General features: G+C 62.2%; 28 protein-coding genes. 16 read left to right on the top strand and 12 right to left on the bottom strand.

The annotated features are described in order from the left end of the window. The first annotated feature begins 10 nt into the window (after positions 1-10). The gene (locus AC1DYF_RS18200) at positions 11-679 is read left to right on the top strand and encodes a GNAT family N-acetyltransferase (RefSeq protein WP_477878155.1); all 669 of its coding nucleotides are present in this window, start codon (positions 11-13) and stop codon (positions 677-679) included. Positions 680-822: 143 nt separating this feature from the next. Here AC1DYF_RS18200 and AC1DYF_RS18195 read toward each other — a convergent pair whose 3' ends face one another. After that, entirely contained in the window at positions 823-1,368 is a 546-nt protein-coding gene (locus AC1DYF_RS18195; RefSeq protein ID WP_477878154.1) for a DUF6428 family protein, read from the bottom strand. 42 nt (positions 1,369-1,410) lie between these two features. On the opposite strand from AC1DYF_RS18195, the gene AC1DYF_RS18190 reads away from it, so the two are divergent. The 6 genes from AC1DYF_RS18190 to AC1DYF_RS18165 all read left to right on the top strand — a co-directional run bounded on the left by AC1DYF_RS18190 (position 1,411) and on the right by AC1DYF_RS18165 (position 5,037). Beyond that, entirely contained in the window at positions 1,411-1,767 is a 357-nt protein-coding gene (locus AC1DYF_RS18190) for an ArsR/SmtB family transcription factor (RefSeq protein WP_477878153.1), read from the top strand. Positions 1,768-1,844: 77 nt separating this feature from the next. Then, on the top strand, positions 1,845-2,285 hold the full coding sequence (gene arsN2 / locus AC1DYF_RS18185) for an arsenic resistance N-acetyltransferase ArsN2 (RefSeq protein ID WP_477878152.1): 441 nt from the start codon (positions 1,845-1,847) through the stop codon (positions 2,283-2,285). After that, complete coding sequence (locus AC1DYF_RS18180; protein WP_477878151.1) at positions 2,282-2,983, top strand: aquaporin; 702 nt, start codon at positions 2,282-2,284, stop codon at positions 2,981-2,983. Before arsN2 ends, AC1DYF_RS18180 begins: the two co-directional genes overlap by 4 nt. After that, positions 2,980-3,411 carry an arsenate reductase (glutaredoxin) gene (gene arsC, locus AC1DYF_RS18175; RefSeq protein WP_477878150.1) on the top strand — a complete coding sequence of 144 codons (432 nt, stop codon included), beginning with the start codon at positions 2,980-2,982 and terminating at the stop codon, positions 3,409-3,411. The genes AC1DYF_RS18180 and arsC overlap by 4 nt, the downstream gene beginning before the upstream one ends. Before the next feature lie 4 nt (positions 3,412-3,415). Next, positions 3,416-4,630 carry an arsenite efflux MFS transporter ArsK gene (arsK, locus tag AC1DYF_RS18170; protein ID WP_477878149.1) on the top strand — a complete coding sequence of 405 codons (1,215 nt, stop codon included), beginning with the start codon at positions 3,416-3,418 and terminating at the stop codon, positions 4,628-4,630. 116 nt (positions 4,631-4,746) lie between these two features. Continuing rightward, the gene (locus AC1DYF_RS18165; RefSeq protein WP_477878148.1) at positions 4,747-5,037 is read left to right on the top strand and encodes a hypothetical protein; all 291 of its coding nucleotides are present in this window, start codon (positions 4,747-4,749) and stop codon (positions 5,035-5,037) included. 49 nt (positions 5,038-5,086) lie between these two features. On the opposite strand, the gene AC1DYF_RS18160 is transcribed toward AC1DYF_RS18165, so the two are convergent. Beyond that, a complete protein-coding gene (locus AC1DYF_RS18160) occupies positions 5,087-5,728 on the bottom strand; it encodes a dihydrofolate reductase family protein (RefSeq protein WP_477878147.1) in 642 nt (213 codons plus the stop codon). Between the two features lie 146 nt (positions 5,729-5,874). Here AC1DYF_RS18160 and AC1DYF_RS18155 point away from each other — a divergent pair, with 146 nt between their 5' ends. Beyond that, a complete protein-coding gene (locus AC1DYF_RS18155) occupies positions 5,875-6,246 on the top strand; it encodes an ArsR/SmtB family transcription factor (protein WP_477878146.1) in 372 nt (123 codons plus the stop codon). After that, positions 6,230-6,706: an SRPBCC family protein gene (locus tag AC1DYF_RS18150; protein WP_477878145.1), complete on the top strand. Its 477-nt coding sequence runs from the start codon at positions 6,230-6,232 to the stop codon at positions 6,704-6,706. Before AC1DYF_RS18155 ends, AC1DYF_RS18150 begins: the two co-directional genes overlap by 17 nt. A gap of 93 nt (positions 6,707-6,799) precedes the next feature. On the opposite strand, the gene AC1DYF_RS18145 is transcribed toward AC1DYF_RS18150, so the two are convergent. Then, a complete protein-coding gene (locus AC1DYF_RS18145) occupies positions 6,800-7,345 on the bottom strand; it encodes an isochorismatase family protein (protein ID WP_477878144.1) in 546 nt (181 codons plus the stop codon). A 228-nt stretch (positions 7,346-7,573) separates the two neighbouring features. Next, positions 7,574-7,810, bottom strand: coding sequence for a hypothetical protein (locus AC1DYF_RS18140; RefSeq protein ID WP_477878182.1), 237 nt, complete (start codon positions 7,808-7,810; stop codon positions 7,574-7,576). Positions 7,811-8,089: 279 nt separating this feature from the next. On the opposite strand from AC1DYF_RS18140, the gene AC1DYF_RS18135 reads away from it, so the two are divergent. Next, positions 8,090-8,659: a pyridoxamine 5'-phosphate oxidase family protein gene (locus AC1DYF_RS18135; protein ID WP_477878143.1), complete on the top strand. Its 570-nt coding sequence runs from the start codon at positions 8,090-8,092 to the stop codon at positions 8,657-8,659. Positions 8,660-8,665: 6 nt separating this feature from the next. Here AC1DYF_RS18135 and gcvA read toward each other — a convergent pair whose 3' ends face one another. After that, positions 8,666-9,544: a transcriptional regulator GcvA gene (gene gcvA, locus AC1DYF_RS18130; protein WP_477878142.1), complete on the bottom strand. Its 879-nt coding sequence runs from the start codon at positions 9,542-9,544 to the stop codon at positions 8,666-8,668. 126 nt (positions 9,545-9,670) lie between these two features. Between gcvA and AC1DYF_RS18125 the strand changes: the two genes are divergently transcribed. Then, positions 9,671-10,375 (top strand): SDR family oxidoreductase, encoded by a 705-nt coding sequence (locus tag AC1DYF_RS18125; RefSeq protein ID WP_477878141.1) that lies wholly within the window; start codon positions 9,671-9,673, stop codon positions 10,373-10,375. A gap of 307 nt (positions 10,376-10,682) precedes the next feature. On the opposite strand, the gene AC1DYF_RS18120 is transcribed toward AC1DYF_RS18125, so the two are convergent. Continuing rightward, positions 10,683-11,621 carry a phytanoyl-CoA dioxygenase family protein gene (locus AC1DYF_RS18120; RefSeq protein WP_477878140.1) on the bottom strand — a complete coding sequence of 313 codons (939 nt, stop codon included), beginning with the start codon at positions 11,619-11,621 and terminating at the stop codon, positions 10,683-10,685. 127 nt (positions 11,622-11,748) lie between these two features. Between AC1DYF_RS18120 and AC1DYF_RS18115 the strand changes: the two genes are divergently transcribed. Further along, positions 11,749-12,606, top strand: coding sequence for a helix-turn-helix domain-containing protein (locus AC1DYF_RS18115; RefSeq protein ID WP_477878139.1), 858 nt, complete (start codon positions 11,749-11,751; stop codon positions 12,604-12,606). Positions 12,607-12,697: 91 nt separating this feature from the next. Here AC1DYF_RS18115 and AC1DYF_RS18110 read toward each other — a convergent pair whose 3' ends face one another. Beyond that, positions 12,698-13,291, bottom strand: coding sequence for a TetR/AcrR family transcriptional regulator (locus AC1DYF_RS18110; RefSeq protein ID WP_477878138.1), 594 nt, complete (start codon positions 13,289-13,291; stop codon positions 12,698-12,700). 156 nt (positions 13,292-13,447) lie between these two features. Here AC1DYF_RS18110 and AC1DYF_RS18105 point away from each other — a divergent pair, with 156 nt between their 5' ends. From AC1DYF_RS18105 to AC1DYF_RS18090, 4 genes are all read left to right on the top strand, one after another. Then, entirely contained in the window at positions 13,448-13,846 is a 399-nt protein-coding gene (locus AC1DYF_RS18105) for a RidA family protein (protein ID WP_477878137.1), read from the top strand. 191 nt (positions 13,847-14,037) lie between these two features. After that, positions 14,038-15,072, top strand: coding sequence for a type I glyceraldehyde-3-phosphate dehydrogenase (gap, locus tag AC1DYF_RS18100; RefSeq protein ID WP_477878136.1), 1,035 nt, complete (start codon positions 14,038-14,040; stop codon positions 15,070-15,072). Positions 15,073-15,083: 11 nt separating this feature from the next. Beyond that, a complete protein-coding gene (locus AC1DYF_RS18095) occupies positions 15,084-16,310 on the top strand; it encodes an MFS transporter (protein WP_477878135.1) in 1,227 nt (408 codons plus the stop codon). 55 nt (positions 16,311-16,365) lie between these two features. After that, positions 16,366-17,316, top strand: a complete 951-nt coding sequence (locus AC1DYF_RS18090) for a GlxA family transcriptional regulator (RefSeq protein ID WP_477878134.1) — start codon at positions 16,366-16,368, stop codon at positions 17,314-17,316. 78 nt (positions 17,317-17,394) lie between these two features. Here AC1DYF_RS18090 and AC1DYF_RS18085 read toward each other — a convergent pair whose 3' ends face one another. The 5 genes from AC1DYF_RS18085 to AC1DYF_RS18065 form a co-directional block, all read right to left on the bottom strand. Then, positions 17,395-18,153 carry an SDR family oxidoreductase gene (locus AC1DYF_RS18085; protein ID WP_477878133.1) on the bottom strand — a complete coding sequence of 253 codons (759 nt, stop codon included), beginning with the start codon at positions 18,151-18,153 and terminating at the stop codon, positions 17,395-17,397. 146 nt (positions 18,154-18,299) lie between these two features. Beyond that, positions 18,300-21,464 carry an adenylate/guanylate cyclase domain-containing protein gene (locus AC1DYF_RS18080; protein WP_477878132.1) on the bottom strand — a complete coding sequence of 1,055 codons (3,165 nt, stop codon included), beginning with the start codon at positions 21,462-21,464 and terminating at the stop codon, positions 18,300-18,302. Between the two features lie 233 nt (positions 21,465-21,697). After that, positions 21,698-23,860, bottom strand: coding sequence for a hypothetical protein (locus AC1DYF_RS18075; RefSeq protein ID WP_477878131.1), 2,163 nt, complete (start codon positions 23,858-23,860; stop codon positions 21,698-21,700). Continuing rightward, the gene (locus AC1DYF_RS18070; protein ID WP_477878130.1) at positions 23,797-24,402 is read right to left on the bottom strand and encodes a nuclear transport factor 2 family protein; all 606 of its coding nucleotides are present in this window, start codon (positions 24,400-24,402) and stop codon (positions 23,797-23,799) included. Before AC1DYF_RS18070 ends, AC1DYF_RS18075 begins: the two co-directional genes overlap by 64 nt. A 26-nt stretch (positions 24,403-24,428) precedes the next feature. Continuing rightward, positions 24,429-25,829 (bottom strand): gluzincin family metallopeptidase, encoded by a 1,401-nt coding sequence (locus AC1DYF_RS18065; protein WP_477878129.1) that lies wholly within the window; start codon positions 25,827-25,829, stop codon positions 24,429-24,431. Positions 25,830-26,271 lie beyond the last annotated feature (442 nt).

Here is a 26,271-nt window from a genome sequence, read left to right as displayed (position 1 = left end):
GACCAGAAATATGGATCTTTCGACCTGGACAGGCGTGGCAAAGCCGGCGCGAAAACCCCTGGAAGGGCGTTACGCGCGCCTGGAGCCTTTGAACCCGGCGCAGCACGGTGAGCAATTGCTGCGATCGGCAAAGGCGCCCGGCGCGGATGATCGTTTTCGCTATCTGTTCGAATCGACGCCATCCAGCGACCGGGATTTTTACGACTGGCTCGAGAAAGCGTCTTCTGCGGATGATCCGATGTTCTTTGCCGTCATCGACAAGAGAACCAACACCGCCGAGGGTCGTCAGGCCTTGATGCGGATCGATGCCACCCATGGCGTGATCGAGATCGGCAACATTTTGTGGGGTCCGGCGATAGCGAGAAGCACCGTCTGCACCGAGGCGCTCTTCCTCTTCGCCCAATATGTGTTCGACGAACTTGGCTATCGCCGCTTCGAATGGAAATGCAACAACCTGAACGAACCCTCCAAGAAGGCGGCGATCCGGTTTGGATTCCGCTTCGAGGGCGTGTTTCGAAACCACATGGTGGCCAAGGGCCAAAATCGCGACACGGCGTGGTTCGCAATGACCAGCGAGGACTGGCCGGAGATCAGGCAGGAATATCTGCGCTGGCTCGCCCCGGAGAATTTCGACGGTGACGGACGACAGAAGACGAGACTGTCAATCCCAGGTGCCTAGCGCGGGGAGGGAGTGGCGACGGTCTCTCGCGGACCGTCGGTCGGCGGCAGGATAGGGCAAGACCTGGGAGCGGCGATGGTGCTGCATGCGACCACGCTTGCCATGGCGGACGATGCACATCCTGGCACCAACAGCTGGCACTCTCAGCCGCAGCACCTCGCTCCCGCCACCGATGGCCCGCAGCAGGCCGATGTCTGCTGAGCCGTCTCGGCCAGCCAGCGGTCGCGAGGCTTGCAGCTCGCCGGGCGCGCATCGAGGGCCACGTGCAGGACGCCGTCGCTGAGGGTGGGCGAAGCCGCCTTGTGCAGTTGCATCGGCGCCACGCCGTCGCTGACCTCGAAGGTCAGCCTGGCGGAACCGTCGAGCGCAACATGCTCCGATACCTTGCGGACGATTGACGCGAACTTTTTCGCGGCCATATGCGTGCGGGCGTCTTCGTCTATGTCCCAGAGCTGCACGAAAATCTCTGACCAGGCTTCCGGATTGGCGCCGCAGTCGAGTGCCGAGAACTGCCCGGCCTTGACCTCGGTGATGTGATAGCCCGGCCTGATGTCGCTGCCGTCATAGGAGAAGACCAGCGGGGCATCGGGATTGGCGTCCAGCGCCGCGAGCAGCAGGCCGAGGTCGATGCCGTCAGGCGCCGATTGGCTGCCGTCAGGTGCCGATTGGCTATTGAGAACCATTTCCATTTGCGCTATTCCTTATTTCGATACTTTTAGGATTGTTGAAATATGGAAGAACGTCAAGCCCTCTTGTCATTCGGCGCATTGTCGCAGGAAACGAGGCTCAGGATCGTCCGGGCGCTGGTGATCGCCGGGCCGGACGGCATGGCGGCCGGATCGATCGCGGAAAAAGTCGGCGTCTCCGCCACCAATGTCTCGTTCCACCTCAAGGAACTGGAGCGGGCCGGTCTGGTCACGCAACAGCGGGCCTCCCGCTCGATCATCTATACCGCGAGCTTCGACGCGCTCGGAGCACTGGTCCGCTTTCTGATGGAGGACTGCTGCGCCGGCCATCCCGGGATCTGTGCACCGGCCCGCGAAGTCTCCGCCTGCTGTTCAACTGCCACGAAGGAACTGACACCATGAACGACCGCTTCACCAGCGAGACCCAGGGGCCAGGTGCCCCGGATGGCACCAGCCGCCGAACCCCCGAGGTGGCCTGAATGGTTGCGCTTCTGCTCGAACCCATCACCGGCACCGAGCCGGATTTCCGCGCGGCCCTGGCGGCGGAAGGCCTGCCGGTCGATGACCTCGGTGAGGGCGGCCGGACCTTCTTCCGCATCGTCGACGGGCCGGAAACCGTTGGCTTCGGCGGCTTTGAACTCTATGGCGCAAACATGTTGCTGCGCTCGCTGGTCATCCATCCGGACCGGCGTCGCCACGGCGATGGGCAAGCCGCCACATCGATGTTGCTGGGCAAGGCCTATGCCGCAGGGGCACGGCAGGCTTACCTGCTGACCACGAGTGCTGCATCGTTCTTCGAGCGGCTGGGCTTCGCCCGGATCGACCGAACCGATGCGCCCGCGGCGATCCTGCAAACGCGCCAGGCGGCGGGTCTGTGCCCGTCCTCGGCCGCCTTGATGAGCCGGGAGCTGGCAGGATGAACACGTTCGATCTCTCGCGCCGGCTGGGCGCGGAATTGCTCGGCACCGCCACGCTCGTTGCCACTGTGGTCGGCTCGGGCATCATGGCTGCCAGGCTCAGCCACGACACCGCCGTCTCGCTGCTCGGCAACACCATCCCCACCGGCGCCATGCTGATGGTCCTGATCACCCTGTTGGGGCCGATTTCGGGCGCGCATTTCAATCCCGTCGTGACGCTGGTCTTCTCCCTTCGCCGCCAGCTGACGGCAGCCGAGGCCGGCGCCTATATGCTGGCACAGGTCCTCGGCGGTATTTTCGGCACCTGGCTGGCGCATGCCATGTTCGAGCTGCCGCTGCTGCAGCTCTCGCTGACAGCCCGCACCGGAACGGGCCAATGGCTCGCGGAAGCGGTCGCCACCTTTGGCCTTTTGATGACCATCCTTTTGGGGCTGCGGTTCAGGGGCGAGGCCATTCCGTGGCTCGTCGGCCTCTACATCACCGCCGCCTACTGGTTCACCGCCTCGACCTCTTTTGCCAACCCGGCCGTGGCCATCGCCCGCGCCTTCTCCAACACATTCGCCGGCATTCGCCCGCTCGACCTGCCCGGCTTCATCGTCGCGGAAACCCTCGGCGCCCTGCTGGCCATGGTGGTGGCGGGCTGGCTGCTGGCCGAATCCGCCTCCCCATCCTCCCTCAAAAACCTCGAAAGCACACCATGAGCTTCCCCGTCACCATCTACCACAACCCTGATTGCGGCACGTCGCGCAACACGCTGGCAATCATCCGCCACGCCGGCATCGAGCCGACCGTGGTCGAATATCTCAAGACCCCGCCCTCGCGCGGAGAGCTGGCGAAGATGATCGCCGATGCCGGGCTGACGGTGCGCGAGGCGATCCGTGAAAAGGGCACGCCCTACGCCGAGCTCGGCCTCGACAACCCGGCTTTGACCGATGGCGAGCTCATGGATGCCATGCTGGCGACGCCCATCCTGATCAACCGGCCGTTCGTCGTCACGCCCCTGGGCACGCGCCTGTCGCGGCCGTCCGAGGCCGTGCTCGACGTCATCCCGGCCGAGATGTTCACCTCGGAATTCATCAAGGAGGATGGCGAGCGCGTGCTCGACGCCCAAGGCAAGCGGGTCGCCTGAACGGATGGACCGAAAACTTCCGCTCTGGGCGCTGGCCGGGCTGGGCACGACCCAGATCGTCGGCTACGGCACGCTCTATTATGCCTTCAGCATCCTCGCCGCCGATATGGCGCGGGATCTCGGCAAATCGAATGCATGGGTGTTCGGAGCCTTCTCTTTGGCGCTTCTGATCGGCAGCTTCCTGGCGCCGGCCGCGGGGCGCCTGGCTGACCGGTTCGGCGCCGGCCGGATGATGGCCGGCGGATCGGCCGCCGCCGCGCTGACACTCGCCTTGGCCGCCGCATCCCCCGGTCCCATTACTCTCGCGCTGTCGCTGATCGCCATGCAGGCGGTGGCGGCGACCGTGCTCTACGCCACGGCGTTCACGGCGATCGTGCAGGCCGGCGGCAGGACCGCAAGTGCCTCCATCGTCCACCTGACGCTGATCGCCGGCTTCGCCTCGACCTTGTTCTGGCCGCTGACCGCATGGCTGCACACCTTCCTCACATGGCGCGCGATATTCATGGCTTTCGCCGCCGCCAACCTCGTCATCTGCTTTCCGCTGCATCTGGCGCTGTCGCGCCTGACGATCCCGACAATCCTTGCAAATCCGGAACCGGCAACCGAGGGCGAGCTGCCGCCGCCGGGCAATATGCTCCTGTTCGGCCTGATGCTTGCCGGCTTCGCCATCGAGGGCTACGCGCTTTCCGCCGTGCTGGCGCAACTGGTGCCGCTGACCCAGGCGCTGGGCCTCGGCGCGTCGGGACTCATTGTCGCGACACTCTTCGGCCCGGCGCAGTTGGCGAGCCGCCTCGTCAACCTGTTCTTCGGGCGCGGACTGTCGCAGGCATGGCTCGCGGTGATCGCGGCGTCGCTGCTGCCGATCGGCCTGGCCATCCTGCTCTGGACCTCACCATGGTTTGCCGGGGCCGTGCTGTTCGCCGTGGCAGCCGGTCTCGGCTCCGGGTTGACCAGCATTGTCGGCGGCACGCTGCCGCTGGAACTGTTCGGTCGGCGGGGTTACGGCAAGCTGATCGGATGGTCGACCTTCGCCAAGCAGGTGCCGGCGGCGGTTGCGCCGTTTGCGATGTCGGCATCGCTGTCGTCGGTCGGTGTCGTATCGTCGCTCTGGCTCGTTGCGGCCGTCGGTATGGCCGCGGTGGCGGCCTTTATCGCCATCCCCGTGGCGCTCAGGCTGTCGCAGGCTCGAGCCAGCGCACCCTATACACGGACGATCTGAGCCCACCCCTGGGGTCGACGAAATGTTTCGGCCCGACGCCGATCTCCATCCATCCGAGGCCGGCTGCCCGGCCGCGGGCAACAGCCGCCCCTGCTTGATCTCGGCCCGTGCCATCAGTGTCGACATGCTCAGGACCGCGCGTCGTCGGCGACACCCTGTCCATGCTCGGCGTTCACGGCCTGACACGTCCTGGGCAGGCGACACCGTTCGGCCCCTGGTCGGCAGCAGAGATGACGACGCTTTTCTTCGACTACCTGCGCCGGGGGCGAATGAACGTAGCGCGCCTGACCTCGCGTACCGTCTCTCCCGTCGATGCCGTGCATGTCTACGAAACGCTGCTCGCCGGCCCGACCGGCGACATCGGCATCGTCTTCGATTGGACTGAAATCGGAGATCCGCGCATCTGAGGCACCGGCGGCCAAACATGGCCGCCGGAGATGCGCTGTCTCCTCTCCCTTACCGCTGGAACGTCAGGTGAATAGTCCCACTCTCCGCCGTCTCCGACTTGACCGTGTGGCCAGCCTCCAGGCCGCGCAGATCGTCCCACAGGCGGATGCCGCGCCCGAGCAGGATCGGCGTGATGGCGACATGGAGGCGATCGACAAGGCCCGCCTTGAGGAAGTCGCCCACGACGGTCGGACCGCCGCCCACCCGCACATCCTTGCCGCCGGCCACGGCGACAGCGCGCTCGAGCGCATCGGCCGGCGAGGTGTCGAGGAAATGGAACGTCGTGCCGCCGGCCATGTCCAGCGAGGGCCGTGGTTTGTGGGTCAGTACGAAGACCGGGCAGCGGAATGGCGGCTCGTCGCCCCACCAGCCGCGCCAGTTCGGATCGTCGGGAAAATTGTGCAGGCCGAACATGCCGGCGCCCATGATCTCGGCGCCGATATTTTCGAAATATTCCCGCGCGTAGTCATCGTCGATGCCTGTCGTGCCGGCACCGGTCGTATCCTTGAACACGCGCTCGCGGAACGTTTTGGTGGCAACATAGGCGCCGACGAGACGCGACCAGTCCTCGCCGAACGGGTTTTCCGGCGTCTGGTCCGTCGTTGTCGCGAAACCGTCGAGCGAGAGTATCAGATCGACACGAACAGCCATGGCAGTCCTCCTTGTGTGTGGTTGCATAACCGCCTCGATGTCGGGCGGCCGGATAGTAAGGCAAGTACCTTCATATCCGGAGCGAAACACTAAGGCAAGTGCCTTTCTTTCCTTGACCTACGCCAAAATGCGTTTTAATAAGTCCTATGCCTTATCATTCGACCCCGCTCGATCTTGCCTTTCATGCGCTCAGCGACCCGACCCGCCGCGCGGTGGTGTCGCGGCTGGCTGACGGCGAAGTGCCGGTCAGCGTGCTCGCCGAGCCCTTCGGCATGGCGCTGCCCTCCTTCGCCCAGCATCTGAAGGTGCTGGAAGATTGCGGACTGATCGCCAGCGAAAAGCGCGGGCGCAGCCGCTGGTGCCGGCTGGTCGAGGCGCGCTTCGACGAGGCGGCGGACTGGATGGAAGCGGAGCGCCGACGCTGGACGGCGCGACTGGATCGCCTGGAAGTCTATTTGGATAGGCCCGAATTGAACGGGGCCGAGGAGGATGGTGAAGGACATGGCGAACCTGTTTGATTGGTCGCTCGATCGCGAAATCGTGCTSGTCAAGCTCTTGAACCACCCGCGCGCAAAAGTCTTTGCCGCCTGGATGGACCCACGCGCGCTGGCCGAGTGGTATGGTCCGGCCGGCCTCACGATCGAGAGCCACGAGGCCGATATCCGCGAGGGCGGGATCTGGCGGTTCGACATGGTGGGCGTGTTCGAGGGCAAGGAACAGCGCTTCCCCAACCTCATGCGCTTCCTGGAAATCGTGCCGAACGAGCGGATCGTCATGGATTATGGCACGCCCGACCCTGACGACCCCCATCGCTTCCGCGCCACGGTGACCTTTGATGAACAGGCCGACGGCAAGACGGTGCTGACGCTACGCCAGCTCCACCCCAGCCGCGAACGGCGCCAGGAGGTCATCGGCTTCGGCGCGGTGGAATACGGCCTGCAGACGCTGGCCGGGCTGGAGGCGTGGCTGGATGGGTGAGAGATCGGCCGAGCGTGGGCTCACTCGATTTGCGAGTGGCCTCGATCGGCCAGAAGCTGCGGTTCGTCCTATTCGCAATGCGCCATTCGGGACTCAGCGCCATTCATCGATGACGGAGGAACTGTCGACAATCTCGGCGAAATCAGACTTCAGATGCGCCATCGTGACATCGAAAATGGTGCGCGCCGACAGGTTTTCAGACGGCATGTCGAATCCCAGGACGGCGTCATGAACGACGATCATCTTGAAGCCGAGGTCACACCCGACGCGAACGGTCGTATTGACGCAGAAGCCGGCGACAGCGCCCGTCACGAAGAGCGTGTCGATGCCGTTGTTGCGGAGGTGTTTTTCCAGGTCGGTGGAGGCAAAGGGCGATGACGTCCGCTTGACGAAAATCGGTTCATCGCCAATCGCTTCCGCGCAGGGCATGACCTTTTGATCCGGTGCGCCATGGTGCATGGGCGATGCCGGATCGGGCTCGGCGTGGCGCACATGGATCACGCTTCGGCCTGTCTCGCGGGCCGCAGCAGCCAAAGCGGCAACCGCATTCGGCGCTTCACCGTTGACGTGATCTCTTCCGGCATCGAGGCGATGCTGCATCAACATCTGCATATCGATAATGACAAGCGCCGCTTTCATGTTTTCCCGTGCCTCATGATGTCTGTTTGTCAGGCGCGACGCGTATCATGGGCAGGAATGACCGGATAGGGCCAAAGTCGGCCGAACGCCTCCAGTTGCAATGTGTCAATTGCAGACTTCATTTACCCTTGGCTGCCGAATGCTCCGGGACGCGCTGATCGCCTCGGCGAGCATTCCCGGCATGTTCCCCGTCGTCTGCTGCTGCCCATCTGACGTCTGAGGAAGTCGTTACGAAGCCGAGAATTTCACCGTCACGCCCCGCTGCCGAAAGTAGGCCTGCATCAGCTTCCGGCCGGACCGGTTGTTCTGCACGAGCCTGGCCGGGTCGAATACGGCCTCTTTCAAACCCGCTTGCGTCAACGCTGCCTTGAGAGTCGCGATATGCATGTCGATGTCGGCATTGTCCGCCTGGAGCGATTCATAAATGCGGTTTGTTGCATCGGCTACGGTCGGTTCGCTCACTATGACACTCCTGTTGTTGTTCGGCTGGCGGTTAGCACATTTTTCGGCTTGACCCTATTGTGCTGAAAAATGCCCACGTCAATGGGTGACGATGGATTGGAGCATTGCATTGGCTTGCGAAGATGAGGCACCAGAAGCAGAACAGCGGGAGCCGGCCTCTTCCGGTCGAGACGCCACGGCAGCTTCGCGCCGACAGCGGACGACCCGCAAGCCACGATGCCGCGGCTCACGGACCTTGACTTCATCGACATCTCGGAACAGTGAGGGGTTATGGAGCGAGTGATGACAACAACCCTTCTTCAGCATGCCTGGTCGCAACTCGAAGCCGCAGCGCGGAGCCGCTCGCCATTCAATTTTCTGCAACTGGCGACCATCGGGCTGGACGGCGCTCCCGAGCTCCGCACGGTGGTGCTCAGAAGATGCGACGTCCGCGCCGGCACGCTGTCCTTCGTCACCGACCTGCGCTCGCCAAAAGTCGCCGAGATACGGCGCGATCCCCGGGTCTCGCTGGTGGGATTCGACGGTGCCGGCTCGACGCAACTCCGCCTTTCCGGGACGGCTGCCATCGTCGAAGACGAGGCCGAGAAGCGAAGCGTTTGGGAAGCGCTGCGAAACAGGACGTTGGTCCTGTTCGACGCGCCGCTCGCGCCGGGCACCGGGCTCGATGAGCACGGCGCTGCCTTGGGCGGCAATGCGACAGCGGACGCGTCGGCCGATCCATACGACCGTTTCGCGCTTGTTGCCGTCACGCTCGCCCGTATCGAGTGGCTTGATCTCTCGGCCGAGCCACATCGCAGACATGCCTTCGTCCGCTTGTCCGAGGGCTGGCACGGAACCCGGCTCGCGCCATGAATGGCGTCACGCCGCGACCCGTGACCGCATCCATCCCCGGAGCCTCTCCACCGCCTCCGATTTCCGGTACCGCGGCCATACGCAATAGAAGTCCGCGCGTGCATGCAGCGACTGATCGAACACCTGGCTCAGCCGTCCCTGCTGGATGTCGAGCGACACGAAACTCCTTGTCGCGAGCGCGATGCCCTGTCCGGCGATGGCCGCCTCGATGGCATGCGATGTGTGGCTGAAGCTGATCCCCTTGAACCACGCCTGTTCGCCGCCGCCGAGATATTTGTCGATGAATTCCGGCCAGAAGTTATGGGTGTCGTGGAGAAGCGTGTATCGGGCCAGGGCCTCCGTATTCTCCGGCTCCTGACCTTCCGGAACCAGGTGCGGGCTGCACACAGCGACGATCTCCTGCTCGAACAGCAGTTCGGCGGCGAGGCCGGGTCCGAAGGGCGGCTTGCCGTACCGTATCGCCAGATCGACGCCATCCGCCTGGAAATTGGAAATGCGATCCGTGGCGAGGATATGGAGATCGACGCCGGGATGCCGTTCGGTGAAGTCCGGCAAGCGCGGGATCAGCCATTTCGATGCGAATGTCGGGGTGGTGCTGACCGTCAGCTTGACGGGCTGAGGCTTGAGATTCGCCGTCGCGTTCGAGATCAGCTCGAATGCCCGGCTGACATCGGCGATATAGCTCCGGCCTTCTCCGGTCAGTGCCAGCGCCTTCGGCAGACGTTCGAACAGCTTGACGCCCAGTTCAGCCTCCAGACCTCGCACATGCTGGGCGACCGCGCCCTGGGTGACGCCGAGTTCCTCGGCCGCCAGCCTAAAGCTCAGGTGACGGGCCGCGGCGTCGAAGGCCTTGAGGCCGTTCAGTGAAGGAAGGTTTCCGGGCATGGGATACTTGGCAATAGTTTTTCTACAGGAAGACGAAAGCAGAACTCATGCGACCCTCGCGCGACGGCCATGATATTTGAATGATCACAATCGATCAATCGAGACAACACCGAAGAGGAAACGACCATGGCAGTAGAAAAAGTTGCGATCATCACGGCTGGCGGCAGCGGCATGGGCGCGGAAGCCGCCAGGCGCCTTGCGACGGATGGCTACAAGGTCGCGATCCTGTCCTCGTCGGGCAAAGGCGAGGCGCTCGCCAGGGAATTGGGCGGTATCGGCGTGACCGGGTCCAACCAGTCGAACGACGATCTCAAGCGCCTTGTCGATGCGACGGTCGAGAAATGGGGCCGCGTCGATGTCCTCGTCAACAGCGCCGGCCACGGACCGCGCGCGCCGATCATCGAAATCACCGACGAGCAGTGGCACGCGGGCATGGATGTCTATCTGATGAACGTCATCCGCCCGGTGCGCCTGGTGACGCCGATCATGCAGGCGCAGAAATCCGGTTCGATCGTCAATATCTCGACGGCCTGGGTGTTCGAGCCGACGCCGATGTTCCCGACCTCGGCCGTCTTCCGCGCCGGCCTTGCCGCCTACACCAAGGTCTATGCCGACACCTATGCGGGCGACAATATCCGTATCAACAACGTGCTGCCGGGCTGGATCGACAGCCTGCCGCAGACCGACGCGCGGCGCGATAGCGTGCCGATGAAACGCTACGGCACCAGCGCCGAGGTGGCCGCCACGATCGCCTTCCTCGCCTCTGACGGCGCGAGCTACATCACCGGACAAAGCCTCAAGGTCGACGGCGGCCTGATGCGCTCCGTCTGACGGGTCAGGAGATCATTCGTGCGGATCCATGCTTTTCGAGAGAGCGTCGTACGCGCGGACAAAAGAACAAGACAATGTACCGCGCCTATGCCGCACTCGCACGCTGGGCCTGATCCTCGGCGGTGTCGTCCTGATCCAGACCGGAAGGCGCCGACCATCTCCGGTAGCCGCGTCAAGGTCGGGGATGTTCGACTGGCTGACGGTTGACCGCCCACACAAACGCCATTGCGGACGACTCACTCGTCCGCAATGGGCCAATATCGGCCAAATGGACGCCGCCTCTCTGCGGACGTCTCGATCCGCTCAATCACCAGGCCTTCAGCCCAAGCAGTTTCTCGCCTAGCGGCGAAAGCTCAGCCACCCCGGCATTCTTCTTCTCCCACTCCCGCGGATCGCCCGGAAAGGCATCGCGCTGCGGATGGTCCAGTTCGCGCCATAGCCGGATGCGCTCCAACCGCTCGGCTTCATTGTCGAACTCGGCCGGATGCATGGAGATATATTGCGCCATGCGCACCCGGCTGTCGGAATGGTTCGGGCGGACGCCGTGGGCCAGCAGCGAGTTGAAGATCATCAGGTCGCCCGGCTCCATGTCGATATTGACGACGGAGAGGCCGGTCATATTCGGATGCATCGGGTCGCGGTCATCGGGCTGGGTTTTGACCCATTCGTCGAAATGCTCGAACAGATACGGCACGCATTGGAAGCCGCCGACATCGCCGTCCTGTTTCTTCAGGCTCAGCACGCCCTGCACGCCGATCGGCAGCGGCCGGATCGAGGTGTCGACGTCCCAATGGATGAAGCCGTTGGGATTGCCTTTGAGCTTCTTCGGCGGGTTGAGATTGGCGCGGTCGATGGTCACCCAGAGGTCCTCGCGATCCCAGATGTCGACGAAGGTGTCGTAGACGCGGCGCTCCATCCTGTTGTCCCAGAGATATTGGTGGTTATAGATTTCCAGCATGCCGGTATTGTTGAGCTCTTTCATCTTGTGCTCGCGGCGCTGCGGCGCATACCAGGTCGAGGCGTCCTCGGGGTCCTTCTCGTCGAAGGCCCAGAGCAGGTCGACGAGCCGCTCGACATTGGCCGACGGCACCACCTGGCGGACGATGACATAGCCCTTGGTCACCCAATGCTGCCAATCGGTCTGGGACAGCACGCGCAGCGGCAATGCTTTCTGGATGTCCTTCAACTGCGTGGCGGCTTTGGCGGTCGGATGACTGTCGCGAAGGATGGTGCGCGCGGCGTCCATGGTGCTCTCCCGTTGAGGTCTACCTGTCGATCAGGCGATGATGGAAGGATAGAACTTTTGCGCCGCCATTCTTGTCTTCTCCGGGATAAAACTGATACTATTCTGGCGTCATACGGGCTGTTGGAGCATGCTGAGACCCTATCTCGAAAAACTGCCGGTGACGCCGGATTCGTCGCTGTCGACGCTCAACCGCCGGCTCGACGCGGCGATCCCGTTCGAATGGCACCATCATCCCGAATATGAATTGACGCTGACGCTCAATTCCCGCGGCCAGCGCTTCATCGGTGACCATGTCGGCACCTATGAGCATGGCGACCTCGTGCTCGTCGGGCCGAACCTGCCGCATACCTGGTCATCGCGCATGAAGCTGGACGACAGCCAGCCGCACCGGGCGCTGGTCTTCTGGTTCCGCCAGGACTGGATCGACGGTTTTCTCGGAAGCACGGTGGAATTTGCCTCGGTCCGGAAACTTTTCGCCAAGGCCGCGCCGGGATTGTCCTTCGGGCCGGAGGCCGGGCGCGCGCTGACGTCACGGTTCGAGCACGCATTGATGCTTGACCCGGCCGCACGGCTGATGGTTGTGCTGCGCATGCTCCTCGATCTCGCCGAGCACAAGCACGCGGAGCCGCTGTCGACCGTCGCACCTCAGCCAACAGCAGACAGCCGTTCGCGCATCGACCGCGTGCTGCTGCACCTGCACCAGCACTATGCCCGGCCGATACGGATGCGCGATCTCGCCGACCTCGCGGCGCTGAGCCAATCCGGCCTGCACCGGATGTTTTCCAAGCACACGAACACGACCGTTTCCGCCTATGTCACGCGGTTGCGCATCGGCGATGCCTGCGCCCGCCTGTCCGGAACCGAGCAGCCGATCACCCGGATCGCAGCGGATGTCGGCTACGACAATCTCGCCAACTTCAATCGACAGTTTCGTGCCTTGAGAGGCATGGCGCCGCGCGACTACAGGGCATCTTTCAGGACGTAGGCATGCCTCCGTGTTGGTGAAGGGTGTCGCTTCAACGCGTATGCAGCGACGCTGTAGTCTCAGTCTGGAAGTGTCACTTTGGCCTGGTGGATCACAAACGCTGTAAAAGGAAACCTGCCGCCAAGGCATGAAAAGCCTCGACAGCCTTCGGCAGCACGCTTTGCGGGTTTTCGCTCGCCGCAATCCAGAGAGCAGCGTTGAGAGCCGCGCCGCTCAGCAGTCGGGCCACCGCCTCGACGTCAAGCGGTTTGAGGACGCCGTGTGCTATAAGGCGCTCCACAGTGCTCTTGGTCACCTGTAGACAACTGTTCTGGCTGGGCCACTGCGATGGGTCCCCCAATACCGCAGGTCCATCGAGCAGAACGATGCGTTGGACTTCCGGATTTAGCGCCATCTCGATATAGGCCGCACCCTCGGCCAGCAGGCCCAGCCATTCGTTACCCGCCCGCGCACCAATCTCTTTGGCACGTGCTGCCATTTCGGTGTCGATCTGCTCGACAACCGCGGCCAGGAGCCCGCTTTTGTCGCCGAAGTTGTGGTAAAGCGCGCCTCGCGTCAGACCGGCGTCAGCTGTCAGCTCGTCCATTGACGCTGCGGAATACCCTTTTTCGGCAAAAGCCTTTCGTGCAGCCGCTATCAACTTGCCGCGGTTTTCCTGCATCGTTTCGCTGCGTGTCTTCGCCATTCAATCCTTCAAATTCATATACGGTGCGTATATGGGATTGACATACGGTACGTATGTCGAGTAATCCACATACGTACCGTATGTCAACTTGAGGCGCGCTTGTGAAGCATTACTCCGCTTCTCATCGCTCGTTGCTCATGACAAAGAGAGATCAAAATGACCCAGCGCGAAGCAATCTTTCCCGCCAACAGGCACATTCTTTACGAAGAGCACGGCTATTCCGCCGCTATTAGATCTGGTGATCTGCTGTTTGTGTCCGGACAGGTTGGCAGCCGTTCCGATGGAACACCCGAGCCCGATTTCGAACGCCAAGTACGGCTGGCTTTTGAAAATCTGAACGCGACGCTGAGCGCAGGGGGGTGCACGATGGACGATATCGTCGACATCACCACTTTCCACACCGACCCTGAAAACCAGTTCGGAACGATCATGGCTGTCAAGGAAGAGATTTTCGGTAAGCCGCCCTACCCGAATTGGACTGCGCTTGGCGTAAACTGGCTCGCCGGTTTTGACTTTGAAATAAAAGTCATCGCCCGCATTCCGGCAATAAATTGAGAGCGCCAAACCCTGCCGTGGGAGATCGCCATAGCCTGTCGCGCGAGCGGCCTGTAAGCCAAGCCGAGGAACAGCTTTGCGAAGATGGGGTGTCCTCCGCGACCAGGCATGTCTGAAAACGAGGGAATAATGTCGTTTACGCCATGACCGTAAAACCCTAAACCCCTTTCATCATCTGAAAGGGAACTCCCATGGTTTTGCGAGTGGCGATCAACGGTTACGGCCGCATAGGAAGAAACGCGCTTCGAGCCCTCTATGAGACCGGCAGGCGAGGGGAGATCGAGGTCGTGGCCGTCAACGATCTTGCCAGCGCCGAGATCAACGCTCATCTGACTGCCTTCGACACAACCCACGGCAAGTTCGGAGGCGAGGTTGCCGTGCGGGGCGATGCGCTTGTCGTCAACGGCGATGCGATCCGGGTCCTGGCGGAGCGCGATCCGTCGAAATTGCCCTGGGCCGAGATGGACATCGACGTGATCCTCGAATGCACCGGGCGGTTTGCCAGCCGCGACGGCGCGTCCGCCCATCTTGTCGCCGGCGCCAAGCGCGTGATCATCTCCGCCCCGGCAGGTCGCGATGTCGACGCGACGATCGTCCGCGGCGTGAACGATCACGTATTGCAGGCGGATCACCGCGTCATCGCAATCGGCTCGTGCACGACCAACTGCCTGGCTGTGGTCGCCAAGCCGCTGCACGAGCGGATCGGTATTGTCGCCGGAACCATGACCACGGTGCACGCCGTCACCAACGACCAGGTGCTGACGGATGTCTATCATGCCGACCCACGCCGGGCACGGTCGGCGATGGCGTCGATCATTCCGACGAAGACCGGGGCGGCGTCGGCGATCGGGCTTGTGTTGCCGGAATTGGAAGGCCGGATGGATGGTTTCTCGATCCGGGTGCCGACGATGGATGTCTGCCTGCTGATCGTCAGCTTCACCACGGCGCGCCCGACCTCGGCTGACGAGATCAATACCATGATGCGCGAGGCGTCCGACGGGCCACTCAGGCGCATGCTCAAGATCAACGACCTGCCGCTGGTTTCGAGCGACTTCATCCACGACGATGCGTCCGCCATTTTCGACACGACCCTGACCAAGGTCATCGGCGGCTCGCATGCGACCGTCTACGCCTGGTACGACAATGAATGGGGTTTCGCCAACCGGCTGCTGGACAATGCGGTGGCGTTCGGCCGCATGCCGGCCGCCTTCCTGCAGCCTGCATGAGAGGGGCCGATATGCGCTGGCTGTCCCGCGACCTCACCCTGCCGAACCGAAGCACGCTAGTCCTGGCGATATGCCAGGGCCTCTATACGGCGGCCCTTTCCATCGATCTCACGCTGACAGGTCTGACCGGATATCAGCTCGCGCCGATAAAATCGCTGGCGACCCTGCCATTCGCGCTGATCACGGTTGCCGGCGCGGTGGTGACGCTGTTTGCGTCACTGCTGATGCAGCGCGTCGGCCGTCGCGCAGGCTTTCTTCTCGGTGCGCTGACCTGCGCCGCAGGCGGGGCGATTTCCGTCTGGTCGGTCATGCATGACAATTTCTGGGTATTCTGCCTCGGAACGGCCTGTGTCGGCGTGTTTCAGGCTTTCGCCCAATATTATCGCCTTGCCGCCGCCGACACGGTTGCGCTGGAGGACAAGGCCAGGGCGATTTCCTTCGTCCTTGCCGGCGGCGTGCTCGCAGCCATCCTGGGTCCTGCTTTGGCCGCATGGAGCAAGGACCTTCTCTCGGCAATGTTTGCCGGTTCCTATGTGATGGTTTCCGCGCTCGGAATCGCTTCGGCATTGGTGTTCATGTTCGCTTTCACGGATCACGCTCCCGACGCGACAGGGGTCGGCGCCGCTGAAGAGAAACCGCGCCCCGTAGCGGCCGTATTGATGCAGCCGATTTCATGGGCGGCGGTCGCCAACAATGTGATCGGCGGCGTGGTGATGATGCTCTTGATGACGGCGGCACCGCTCGCGGCTGTCAGTTGTGGGCACAGCATCGAGGATGGCGCCGGGATGATTCAATGGCACCTTGTCGGCATGTATGCACCGTCCCTGTTTGCCGGCGCGTTGATCAAGCGTTTTGGGCTGGCGTCGATCCTGATGTCGGGCATGGTGCTGACAGCGATGTGCGCGGTCATGGCGGTGACCTCGACCAGCGTGACCGCGTTCTATGTGGCGCTCCTCTGTCTCGGTATCGGTTGGAATTTTATGTTCGTTGGCGGCACGACGCTTCTCGCCCGCTCCTATAGGCCGAGCGAGAGAGCCAAGGTCCAGGGCGTGGCGGAACTGATACGCTCCGCGGCCACCGCGCTCGCCTCGCTTGCCGCGGGCCCGATGCTGGAATGGTTCGGCTGGGCGCAATTGAACCTGCTTTCTCTTCCCGTGATCGTCATTGCGGTGGCATTGACCCTATATTGGATCATGGATGAGCGGAAAGCGCGGGGCACCGTGCCCGCACTTTCCTGAGGTCAACAGATCGGTAGTCGCGATGCTGAGCGCGGTCGCCGGAAGGATGGCGGATATGGCCAGAACGATCGGAATTTTCGTTTTTCCCGGCTTTCAGATGCTCGATCTCGCCGGCCCGCTGGCAGCGTTTCAGGCCGCTGGCCGGGTGTCGGGCAGCGATAGCTATCACATATGCGCGGTCTCGCAGCATGGCGGTCTGGTCTGCAGTTCCGTGGGCGTGGATGTCATGACGATGCCGGTCGATCAATTCACATTCGATACCCTGATCTTCGCCGGCGGCCGATGCGTGCCGCCCGAGCCGATCGGTGACGTGGCAGAGATCGCCGCCCGGCACGCGCAATCCGCGCGGCGGATCGCAAGCGTCTGCACCGGCGCTTTCATTCTTGCGGCGGCGGGCTTGCTCGACCAGCGGCCGGCGACGACCCATTGGCGCTATGCGGCGACGCTGCAGCGGCTTTTTCCCGGCATTCGCGTCGAAGGCGACCGGATATTCGTCAGGTCCGGCGCCGTATGGACATCGGCGGGCATCTCTTCCGGCATCGATCTGTCGCTCGCCCTGATCGAGGACGATCTCGGCAGGGAGGTTTCCCGTGCGGTGGCGCGCGACCTCGTCGTCTATCATCGGCGCCAGGGCGGCCAATCGCAATTTTCCGCCCTGCTCGACATAGAGCCATCCTCCGACCGCATCAGGGCGGCGCTCAGCTATGCGCGCGAGCATCTCGAGGAGAGGCTGTCCGTCGACCGGCTGGCGGAAATTGCCTGCCTCAGTCCGCGTCAGTTCGGGCGCAGTTTCCTGCTCGAAACCGGCGAAACGCCCGCCAAGGCGGTCGAGCGCTTGCGTGCGGAGGCGGCCCGCGCCCGGATTGAAGATAGCAACGAACCGATCGAACTGATCGCCAGAGAGGTCGGATTTGCCGACCCGGAACGCATGCGGCGCGCCTTTGTCCGCATTTTTGGCCAGCCGCCGCAGAATGTCAGACGCCAGGCGCGTGCAGTCACGGCATAGTGCAAGGCGCGTCGCCGTTTCGCCCCACGCCGGCCGAAACGGGCCGCCCGCAAGCCGCCCGTCACCGGTCCTCTCGCCCTACAGAAGCCGCACGGACATGCCGCCGTCGACGATCATCGGGCTGCCGGTCATGAATTGCGAGCGGTCGGAGAGCAGGAAGAGTGCTGCCTGGGCGATTTCTGCGGCGGACGCCATCCTTTTCATCGGGTGCAGGCCGGCGATGAATTCCAGAACCGCAGGATTTCCTTCGCCGCTTGCGGGCGTGATCGTGCCTCCCGGCAGAAGCGCGTTGATGCGGATGCCGTCGGCGGCATGTTCGGCGGCCAGCGATTGCACCAGGCCGTTCAGCCCTGCCTTCGACGCCGCATAGGCGCCCATGCCGGGCATGCCGGCATTGCTGAAGCCGACGAAGGAGGAGGTGAAGACGATCGAGCCGCCGCCCTGTTGCTTCATCACCGGCACCTGCGCCTTTGCCGCCCAGAAGGCGCTTGTCAGATTGGTCGAGAGCACGCTGTTCCAATTGTCGATCGACATATCCGGGATCGTGCCCATCTCTCCCACCGAGCCGACATTGTTGAACGCGCCGTCCAGGCGTCCGAAGGTGTCGATGGCGAGCGCGGTCAGCGCCTGCGCATAGCCATCCTCCCGAACATCGCCGGCGAGGAAGACGGCGTGGCCGCCCCCAGTGGCGATCTCCTCGGCGAGCGTGCGCAGTTCCTCAGAACGCCGCGCGCCCAGCACGACATTCGCGCCCTCCTCGGCGAAAAGCCTTGCCGCCGCGGCGCCAATGCCGCTCGAGGCTCCGGTGACGATGATCGTTTTGCTTGCGAGTTCCATATCCATCTCCTGATCTGTGCCGGGAGAGGGGTAGAGCGATCACCGGTTGGCTGCCACCCGATTCCTGGAGGAGGGGCTTTGCGCGTCAGCGGTCGTGGTTGGCTGATGCCACACTCACATGGTGGCATCTTGCACGGCATTCCCGTTCATTTCACTTGCGTGGCTGCTGCGTCCAACGCGCCAAGCGTTTGCAGCGCCCGAACCTCCCAGGTCTTCGCGCCCTGTTTGCGCGCGATGGCAACCGCCTTGCGCAGCACCGACCGGGCCTCCGATATCTCGGCGGTCGACTTCAGTTCTCCGCTCAATCGCAAGAGCTCGGCGAGGAAGTAGCGCTCTCCGGTCTTCTCTGCCAGAGCGAGCGCGCCGTCCACGGTCTGCAATGCTTCCGCCACCCGTCCCATGCGCAAAAAACTCTCCGCAAGAACCCCCAGGTAACAGGTCTTGTCGATCTCCTGTTCACCCATATTGTCGCAGATATTGCGCATCTGCTGCAGGCCGGATGCATCCTGGCGTGTCATGACCAGCATCCAGCCCTGAAAGAACGACGCCATATTGAGCCAGAGCTGGAATCCGTTTCTTTTCGCGACCAGCATCAGTTCGGCGATCATCTCCTCGAGCATTCTCGTGTCGTGCCGAAGGCCCATGAGGATACAGCCGTTGCCGAGGCACGCCGCAAGGCGATAGTCCGTCTGCAGGCGCGCCTGCGCCAAGGCCTTCAGGTAGAGCGCCAGCGCCTCGTCTTCTTCTCCCAGGAGCTGCAGCGTCCACGACATGTAGATCATCGACATGCTGGGAAAATCACTTCCCACCTCGTCTGTATGCGATTGGTGCGCCAGTGCCTCATTCAAATATGATCTGGCCTCCTTGAACCGCCCGCGCGAGAAGGAGCACATGCCGAGGAACTGCGTCCCGAGAACCAGAGCCTTGATGTTCTGCCGTTCCTTGCCGATGCTGAGGAGCTGATTGCTCGCCCATTCCGCATCGCTGAAGCGGGCAGAATTGAATGCCGTGCCGAACAATCCGTCGAGTGCGCGAATAGCCGCCTCGGCGTCGCCCAATGCTTCGCTGAGCCTCATCACGTTTCGGTAGGCGTCACTTCCCTCGCGCGTCACATATCCGTAAGTCGCATAGAGCACGTCGCCCCGTTCGAGCTCCAGCCGAAGTTCCCTGCGGTCGCGATGGGGCGACGGCGGCAGCTTGGCGAGGCATTCCAGGCCCTTGGCGAACATGTTCGCCGCCTCGACCTTCGCCCATGTCTGTCCGACCTTGATTCCGGCAGCGAGCCAGTGATCCGCCGCACGCTCGAACTGCCCCGCTTCATCCAGGTGCTGCGCCAACACCTCGGGGTGTTCATGTGCCGTCTTCGGCTCGGTTTCCTCGATCATGTCGGCGACACGCGCATGCAGTTGCCGGCGGCTGTGCCGCAGCATTGCCCCGCAGGCGGCCTCCTGCAACAGCACGTGGGTGAAAGCGTATCTTGGCCAGTCCGCGAACGGCTGCGGGGCGATCAGTCCGACTTCCGTCAGGCGTTCCAGCTGCGGCCTCAATGCGTCGACGGAAATATCGGTAACCCGCGCGAGTGTGTTGACGTCGAATTCCCGGCCGATGACGGCGGCCACCTGGGCGATTTTCTTGCCTTCACCCAATTTGTCGAGCCTGGCAAGCAGCGCCGATTGCAGGTTGTTGGGAACCTCTATCGGAAGATCGTGCGAGCTCTGGGAAGCGTCGCGCGCGCTTGTCAACTCCACGGCATACTTTACCAGTTCTTCCACATAGAGCGGCACCCCCTCCGCTTTTCCCAGCAGAGACCGTGCCACGTCCGATGCGAGCTTGACACCTGGAGCGACGCTTTCAGCCAGAGCGCTCGCCTGTTCACGCGTCAGACGCCCAATCCGCATCACATCCATATGTGGTCGCTGAGCACCGAATTTGAGCTTTTCCTGGCGCGATGTGACCAGGACAAGAACAGCAAAATCCTCACTTTCCTCGTTCAGCGCCCTGAGGAGGCTGCTGGTGGAAGGGTCCATCCATTGTGCGTCTTCGATCGCAAGCAGCAGCGGACCCTGGCGGGTGAGATGGCGCAGCCATTCGACGAACACCTTGCGTATGGTCGTCTGCTGCTCGGTGGATGTCAGGTCCGAAGGCGGATAATCCGTTTGGTGGACGGCCAGCAAACGTGCCAGGATCGGCACGGCGTGAGACAGCGGCACCGTGCCGGCGGTTAGAAATTCTTCCAACCTCTGCATTGCTTCGGCCATCGGCAGTGCATCCGATATGGCACACTCTTGCCTGAGAAGCTGCAGAAAAGGGAAAAGAGCGCTGTTGGCGTGCGCCAGGGAGCATTGCGCTGTCATCGTCTTTGCCGTCGGCAGCTTGCCGGCAACTTCGAACAAGAGCCGCGACTTGCCGATCCCCGGCTCTCCGCAAACCAGCAGCCAGCGCGGGCAACGGTCCGCAGCGACCTGTTGGCTGAGCGCGAGAATTTTTCGGATTTCATCCTCACGCCCGACGAGCGGCGTAAGGCCCGTCCTCGTGAACCTGCCGCCGCGCGGCAGCGCCTTGGTGGCGCATCGAACATGAACCGGCTCCTTGAAGCCCTTCAAGGCGATGAGGCCGAGATCTCGGAACTCGAAGGCACGATAGGCGGACGCGTAGGTGTTCGGGTCGACAAGGATCGCTTTCGGTTCCGCCACTGTCTCCAGCCGCTGCGCGAGATTGGGTATGGGACCGAAAGCCACGGTGGAGACGCCCTCCGGCGCCCCTTTGACATCACCGACGACGACGAGCCCGGTGGCAATTCCGATCCGGACATTCGGCCGACTGCCATCAGGCGCCTCTATCTGTGGGACCGCCTCGACAAGATCGAGCGCGAGCGTTATCGCCCGCTCCGCGTCGTTTTCTTCGGCGACCGGATAGCCGAACAGGACCTGCAGCGAGTCTCCGATATAGTTCGCGACGAAGCCGCCGTGAGACCTGGCAAGCCCGTTGCATCGATTAAGATATCTTTGAGTGAGCTCGCTGAAGTCTTCCGGATCCAGCCGCGTTGCATATTCGGTGGAACCCACCATGTCACAGAACAGGATTGTCAGTTGACGGCGCTCGGGTTGCTGCCTCAGATCGTCGGCCGGCGCCGGCGTCATCGCCGCGACGGCGGCAAGCAGTTTGCGCCTGGGGCCCAGCGGTATCCGCAACTCGCGCAGGTCTTCATTGGTCAGGAGCTTGAGGCTGTCGACATCAATCTGGGCGCGAGCGAAAGTTTGCGCCAGCTGCGCAAGTCCTATCTCCGTCAGCCACTTGCCGATGTCACTCATGCTGCTCCTTCACGGGGCAACGAAGGTTCTAGAGCATGCTTTCGTATTTTCATAGGCTACATTAGAAGTAGGAAATATCCAGAAAATTGTCGGCTATGGGTTCTTCTCGCCGTGCTTTTGCTGGCTCCGGGCGCCAAAATGGCTTTTAGGCCAGCAAGATAGTGCAAGCTTTTCACGCGACCTTCGCTTGTGTGCCATTTGAACACCGGAGGGCACCACCTCCAGGCCTCCTCTCAACGGCACGAAACATCTGCGTAGCGCAGGTAGTCCGTTCGTCCATAGGCGATGAGATTCTGGTCGAAGCAAAACCGCTTGGGGAGCAAGCGAACCAGGTAGCGGCGGTTGCATTTCGCCGGCAGATCAAGCTGGAACGCCCGCAAGTCGGTCGTCGGCATGGGGTCGGTGAATCTCTTGTGTCCGAAGTAGGACACGTCGCGAATGAGCATAGCCGTACCGGAGGTTCCGACGTCATCCGCAATGGCGACGAAATTCGTATCCTTGGCGTCCTCCAGGCCCGGATAGGCCTTGGCCGGCGGAACTGCGCGCGAGATCGGAATATCCGTGGGTGTCACGGCAACATTGAAGCGGACATCATCGCGTTGCGCAACAGCGCCGTAAGCGTTGAGATACTTCCAGTTCAGCCGAAGCATTCGATCCGCCTGCAAATCCGCGGGCGCGGTCGACAGCACCCTGACAGAGAAATCGACGGGTTCGGAGATATCGCCCTGTTGGGCGAGGCCAGGTGCGGGGCAGGGGGTGTAAAGGGGTTCGTAGTCACATTCAGCTCCGCCCGCACCCCAAAGGCAGTTGCTCAGCACGCGCCAGTCGTCAGGACTGATTTCCGGCGCCGGCGTCGACAGGCTGTTGCCCTCGATCGGCACCATCCAGGGGTGGATTTTCCCGCGGCCGGCGCGGCTTGCCCATGCTGTCCGGTGCGCGGCAATGTCCTGCAACTTGTCCTGTTCCGCCCTCAGCCGAAGGAGCTGCGACCTGCTAGGTTGTTCGATTGTCGGAGCCTGTGCCACCGCATCGGCAGCAAAGCGCTGGCCAGTGACCTGGGTCGTCAGCGTATGGCACTCGGTGCAGTTGCCCGTCGGGTCGCGGACCGTCCTGGCCCGTTCGAGGCTGACCCGGTACGTGCCGGTATAGGCCGATCCGATGATGCGGAACGGTGTCGACCTATGTCGCTGTGTTTCCGGCAGGAAAGCGCCAAGGCTGAAACCCGGGGCCTGCGGATTCTGATTGCCGGCGAAACCCACGCGCGCCTGCTGGATGCTGGGCGTGATCACGAATGCGCTCTTGTCATCATGGCATGCGGAACACTCGATGCGGAAAGTGGGATCGTAGAGCGCCGCGGCGGCCTCGCGGCCCTTGCGATCGTCGTAGGAGGCCCCTCCGGGGGCCACGAACTTCTCGGACCAATCGAACTCGTCACGATCCTTGCGGCCGTCAAAAAAGGCTGTCTCGCCGGTTTGCCGGTTGAAACCCATGACCCCCAGCAGGGCAAATCTGGGATTTGAACGCTGCCAGTAGGGCGTCGGAGCGATGTCGCCGCTGGCGTTCGATTTGCGGCAGAAGAACAGCCATTCCACATTGCCCCTCTCGACACGGCTCAGACGGGAATTAAACCCGCAATATGTCGCGCTTCCGGCCAGGGAAGGCTTGTCGCATTGCGCAATCGCTCGCGTCCATTTGACGACATTGCCTGCTGCATCCCGATGCTCGAACTCAAGGGGATGACCTTGCTTGCCTGGGTTCGGCTTGAGGTCGACAAGATTGCCGTCGACCTGCAGGGTCAGGGTTCGGGCGTCGTCGTTCGAACAGTCACCCTCGGGGATTGGGCCCAGGGTGGCGCGGACCTCGTCTCCGAATCTGGTGATCGTGTCGACACTCGCCGACGCCGGCGCCCATAGAAAGGCACCGTTCCAGCGCTGGGCGATCTCAGCAAAGTTGAACACTTCGAGCCCGGGAGCACGAAAGTCAATCAGACGGAGATCATCGCCTTTCGCCGTTGCCGACAATTGCGACAATTGCCGGCATCGCCGGAAAATCTCCAGATCGCGAAGATACCGGTCGTGCGCCTCGTCATCCGGCAGCACCTCGGCGACGGTCCCCTGTGGCCGTATCGGCGCAAGGCAGCCGGTCGTCCTGTCACAACGGGGCTCCTTGTCACAGGCCGGTCCGCTGATGCGCCGGATCGCAGCCAGGGGATAGGGTTCGGCTGCCTGGCCAGCCAATTGCTCCCCCGGGATCGGCGCGCCCGCGGGAGCAAAAACCATGATCATGATCGCGAAGAGCCGGCCAATGGTCCTCACGGCCGTGCTCCAGGTCGTTATCGCGCCCGCAACTGGAGCCGGGGACCGTCGGTGATGAGGGTGATTTTCGAGAACTTCCACACATTGTCCACCTTCGTGAACTCGGTTCTCAACACACCGGTGTAATCCAGCACAGGCGTCTCTATATCAGGATGTTGAAGGGTCACGACGACAGTCGTTTTGCCCCGCACGGTATTTGCATCCACCAGATCGAGCAACGTGTTGCTCTCGATGTGCCGCGCCTGGGTCCCATCGCGCACAAATGCGTTGAAATAGCCGTTCAGATAGGTGCTCAGCTGCTCCTCGCCGATTTCCTGTACAAGCTGATCGCCGGCGGCATTGCACAGTTCATAGTAGACATTGTCGGCGAAAAGCCCCTCCAATTGCTGTGCCTTGTGATCGTCCAGTGCCCAGTCATATGTGCTTATCAATTTCCTGATGGCACGCTCGTCCGCGGCATCCGGGTCGTTCGCGGTCGCCAGCCAGGTTATGTCGGGGTTGTTCACGCACTGAACTGCCCAGGATTGCTGTGCAGACGCGAATGCGATGCAAATGCCGACGCCAATCACCGAGGCCATGGATTTGGCGCGGCAGACAAGAAGCTTCCAGCTTTCAGGCGACATGGGATCCTCCCTCTTTGACAATGACGTCAGACAGCCAGGCAGCGGCTGCAATGAATGAGAACTCTCTTCAGGCGAAGCTTGCCACCGATACGTTCGATGCGGTGGGTCGCTTGCAAAGGCGAGGGCCTGTCCGGGACCTTGCCGCCCTTGTCATCCTTGACGTCGGCATCGCCGTAATCGACGAGGCCTCTCAGGAACAGTCGATCCACGAATGCCTTGGCCGCCTCCTCGGGGCTCGGCGGGGTAAATGAATTCTTGTTCGAGGCCGCGCTCCTTGCAATGGTTGCGTTCACAGCGACCGGCATTTCGACATAGAGCGGCTCAGTCAGGCCATAAGCATCGGCCGCGAGCGGGGCGACTGTCGGCGCGCCATCATCTTCCACGATCTCTTCGGCAAAGCCTGTGTCTTCCTCCGGCGTCGGCGACGACAAGACGGCATTCGCCGATGCGGATGAGAGGATCGAACGTCCGACGAATATGTCCCGGAAGACCAAGGCATAGGCCACATTGAGCTCTCTCGCAGCCAGCATCATTTTTGCTGCGACCGACGCATAATATTGCGGAACCGGAGGAGCATGTCTCGCCGCTGCGACAATGATGTCACGCAGCTCCATCGTGACATCGCGTAAATCATCTGCTGTCGCTGGAGCATGAACGGCCAGCATGCCGGCGAGAATTTCGAAGACGGCGCCGGTGAAGATCCGTGAGAAGGAATGAGGTTCGGAGGTCAGGCCCGGCGAGCCCAGGCTTCCAGGCGGCGTGTAGTGGAATAAATTATATGCATTGCGCAGGCAGTCGGGAGCCGCATCTGCGGGAGACAGTGGGTGGAGCGCTGTTCCGAACTGCTCGGCAATACGCGACAATGCTGAATCGCTGAATATTGCTCCCCCCGTGCTCGCCATTATCGAGTTTCGAAATGTCGGGACCTGGAGCGCGCACAGGATCGCGCTTATGTCTCCGAAGGATTCGTGAAAGGCGTCGACCTCTTGATTGGCAGTGTGCCAAAGTTGCTGCTGGACGACGTCGAGCATTGCATGGCCGAGTTCATGGCAAAGCAGGTCGGCGCTGCCTGATGCATAGATCAGATGTTCCTGATCCACTTCGCCGTGGTAAAAGTTGAGTGCCTGCCTGTCATAGTCCGAGTTCCAATCGAGGCCGACATCCAGCCTGACTTCGAGCACCGGACCGGTAAACCACGTCGTGCCGGGCGCCACGACGACCGCCGGCTGCCAGAAATCGGCGCCGCGACGCAGTGCTTCCGCAGCATTCCAGTATCTGAAATTCGGCGTTGCCGGATCGGGGTCGGGAATGAAATGCGGCGGCGGAAAAAAGAACTTGAACGGCGGCTGGTCAATTTTCGGCTTGTCCGCACTCACCAGCCCGCTCGAAGCAGGATCGTTCTCCCAGATCATGATTTGCTCTGCCAAGACACCCTCCTGCGCGCTGCGCGGACGGAGGCACAATGACGCCTCTCGGTCCGACCGTCGTCCACATGTTCGATGCATGAATGGCATGAAGGCGATGCTGAAATCCGGGTGCTGCAGGATTACCGGCGAAAGGAGTCGAGCAGGTCATTCACTCATTCCGCTATCGGGCACTTGTTTACACAAAGAAGACCCAACCCCTCGCGAAAGCCTATCATAGTTTTGCGCAACTTTAAATGGGTTTGTCGAATTAGCCGCGCATGGACTGGGGCTGGTTCCCTTCCTCAACCACGCGCTTGGGAAAAGGAGGGATCAGTGACTGTCCCAGCGGTGGAATCGCTGAGACATAAGCGAGGATGCCCGAGATGTTGCCAGGACGATGGCCGCCACGTCGGAATACCAACAATCACGCCACACGATTGGCGGAGGAGGATGGCGTGGTGCT

It is taken from the genome of Rhizobium sp. P2_G9, assembly GCF_056403475.1.
The sequence above is the reverse complement of the archived record's forward strand: the minus strand, read 5'-3'. Positions and strand labels throughout refer to the sequence as shown.

Excerpts from the sequence above, each read along its gene's own strand:
- AC1DYF_RS18070 (WP_477878130.1), bottom strand. The coding sequence starts at position 24,402 with ATGTCGCCTGAAAGCTGGAAGCTTCTTGTCTGCCGCGCCAAATCCATG.
- arsN2 (WP_477878152.1), top strand. The coding sequence starts at position 1,845 with ATGGTTGCGCTTCTGCTCGAACCCATCACCGGCACCGAGCCGGATTTC.
- AC1DYF_RS18180 (WP_477878151.1), top strand. The coding sequence starts at position 2,282 with ATGAACACGTTCGATCTCTCGCGCCGGCTGGGCGCGGAATTGCTCGGC.
- arsC (WP_477878150.1), top strand. The coding sequence starts at position 2,980 with ATGAGCTTCCCCGTCACCATCTACCACAACCCTGATTGCGGCACGTCG.
- AC1DYF_RS18155 (WP_477878146.1), top strand. The coding sequence starts at position 5,875 with ATGCCTTATCATTCGACCCCGCTCGATCTTGCCTTTCATGCGCTCAGC.
- gap (WP_477878136.1), top strand. The coding sequence starts at position 14,038 with ATGGTTTTGCGAGTGGCGATCAACGGTTACGGCCGCATAGGAAGAAAC.
- AC1DYF_RS18145 (WP_477878144.1), bottom strand. The coding sequence starts at position 7,345 with ATGAAAGCGGCGCTTGTCATTATCGATATGCAGATGTTGATGCAGCAT.
- AC1DYF_RS18120 (WP_477878140.1), bottom strand. The coding sequence starts at position 11,621 with ATGGACGCCGCGCGCACCATCCTTCGCGACAGTCATCCGACCGCCAAA.
- gcvA (WP_477878142.1), bottom strand. The coding sequence starts at position 9,544 with ATGCCCGGAAACCTTCCTTCACTGAACGGCCTCAAGGCCTTCGACGCC.
- AC1DYF_RS18115 (WP_477878139.1), top strand. The coding sequence starts at position 11,749 with ATGCTGAGACCCTATCTCGAAAAACTGCCGGTGACGCCGGATTCGTCG.
- AC1DYF_RS18160 (WP_477878147.1), bottom strand. The coding sequence starts at position 5,728 with ATGGCTGTTCGTGTCGATCTGATACTCTCGCTCGACGGTTTCGCGACA.
- AC1DYF_RS18200 (WP_477878155.1), top strand. The coding sequence starts at position 11 with ATGGATCTTTCGACCTGGACAGGCGTGGCAAAGCCGGCGCGAAAACCC.
- AC1DYF_RS18195 (WP_477878154.1), bottom strand. The coding sequence starts at position 1,368 with ATGGAAATGGTTCTCAATAGCCAATCGGCACCTGACGGCAGCCAATCG.
- AC1DYF_RS18135 (WP_477878143.1), top strand. The coding sequence starts at position 8,090 with ATGACAACAACCCTTCTTCAGCATGCCTGGTCGCAACTCGAAGCCGCA.
- AC1DYF_RS18080 (WP_477878132.1), bottom strand. The coding sequence starts at position 21,464 with ATGAGTGACATCGGCAAGTGGCTGACGGAGATAGGACTTGCGCAGCTG.
- AC1DYF_RS18085 (WP_477878133.1), bottom strand. The coding sequence starts at position 18,153 with ATGGAACTCGCAAGCAAAACGATCATCGTCACCGGAGCCTCGAGCGGC.
- AC1DYF_RS18110 (WP_477878138.1), bottom strand. The coding sequence starts at position 13,291 with ATGGCGAAGACACGCAGCGAAACGATGCAGGAAAACCGCGGCAAGTTG.
- AC1DYF_RS18105 (WP_477878137.1), top strand. The coding sequence starts at position 13,448 with ATGACCCAGCGCGAAGCAATCTTTCCCGCCAACAGGCACATTCTTTAC.
- AC1DYF_RS18090 (WP_477878134.1), top strand. The coding sequence starts at position 16,366 with ATGGCCAGAACGATCGGAATTTTCGTTTTTCCCGGCTTTCAGATGCTC.
- arsK (WP_477878149.1), top strand. The coding sequence starts at position 3,416 with ATGGACCGAAAACTTCCGCTCTGGGCGCTGGCCGGGCTGGGCACGACC.
- AC1DYF_RS18190 (WP_477878153.1), top strand. The coding sequence starts at position 1,411 with ATGGAAGAACGTCAAGCCCTCTTGTCATTCGGCGCATTGTCGCAGGAA.
- AC1DYF_RS18125 (WP_477878141.1), top strand. The coding sequence starts at position 9,671 with ATGGCAGTAGAAAAAGTTGCGATCATCACGGCTGGCGGCAGCGGCATG.
- AC1DYF_RS18095 (WP_477878135.1), top strand. The coding sequence starts at position 15,084 with ATGCGCTGGCTGTCCCGCGACCTCACCCTGCCGAACCGAAGCACGCTA.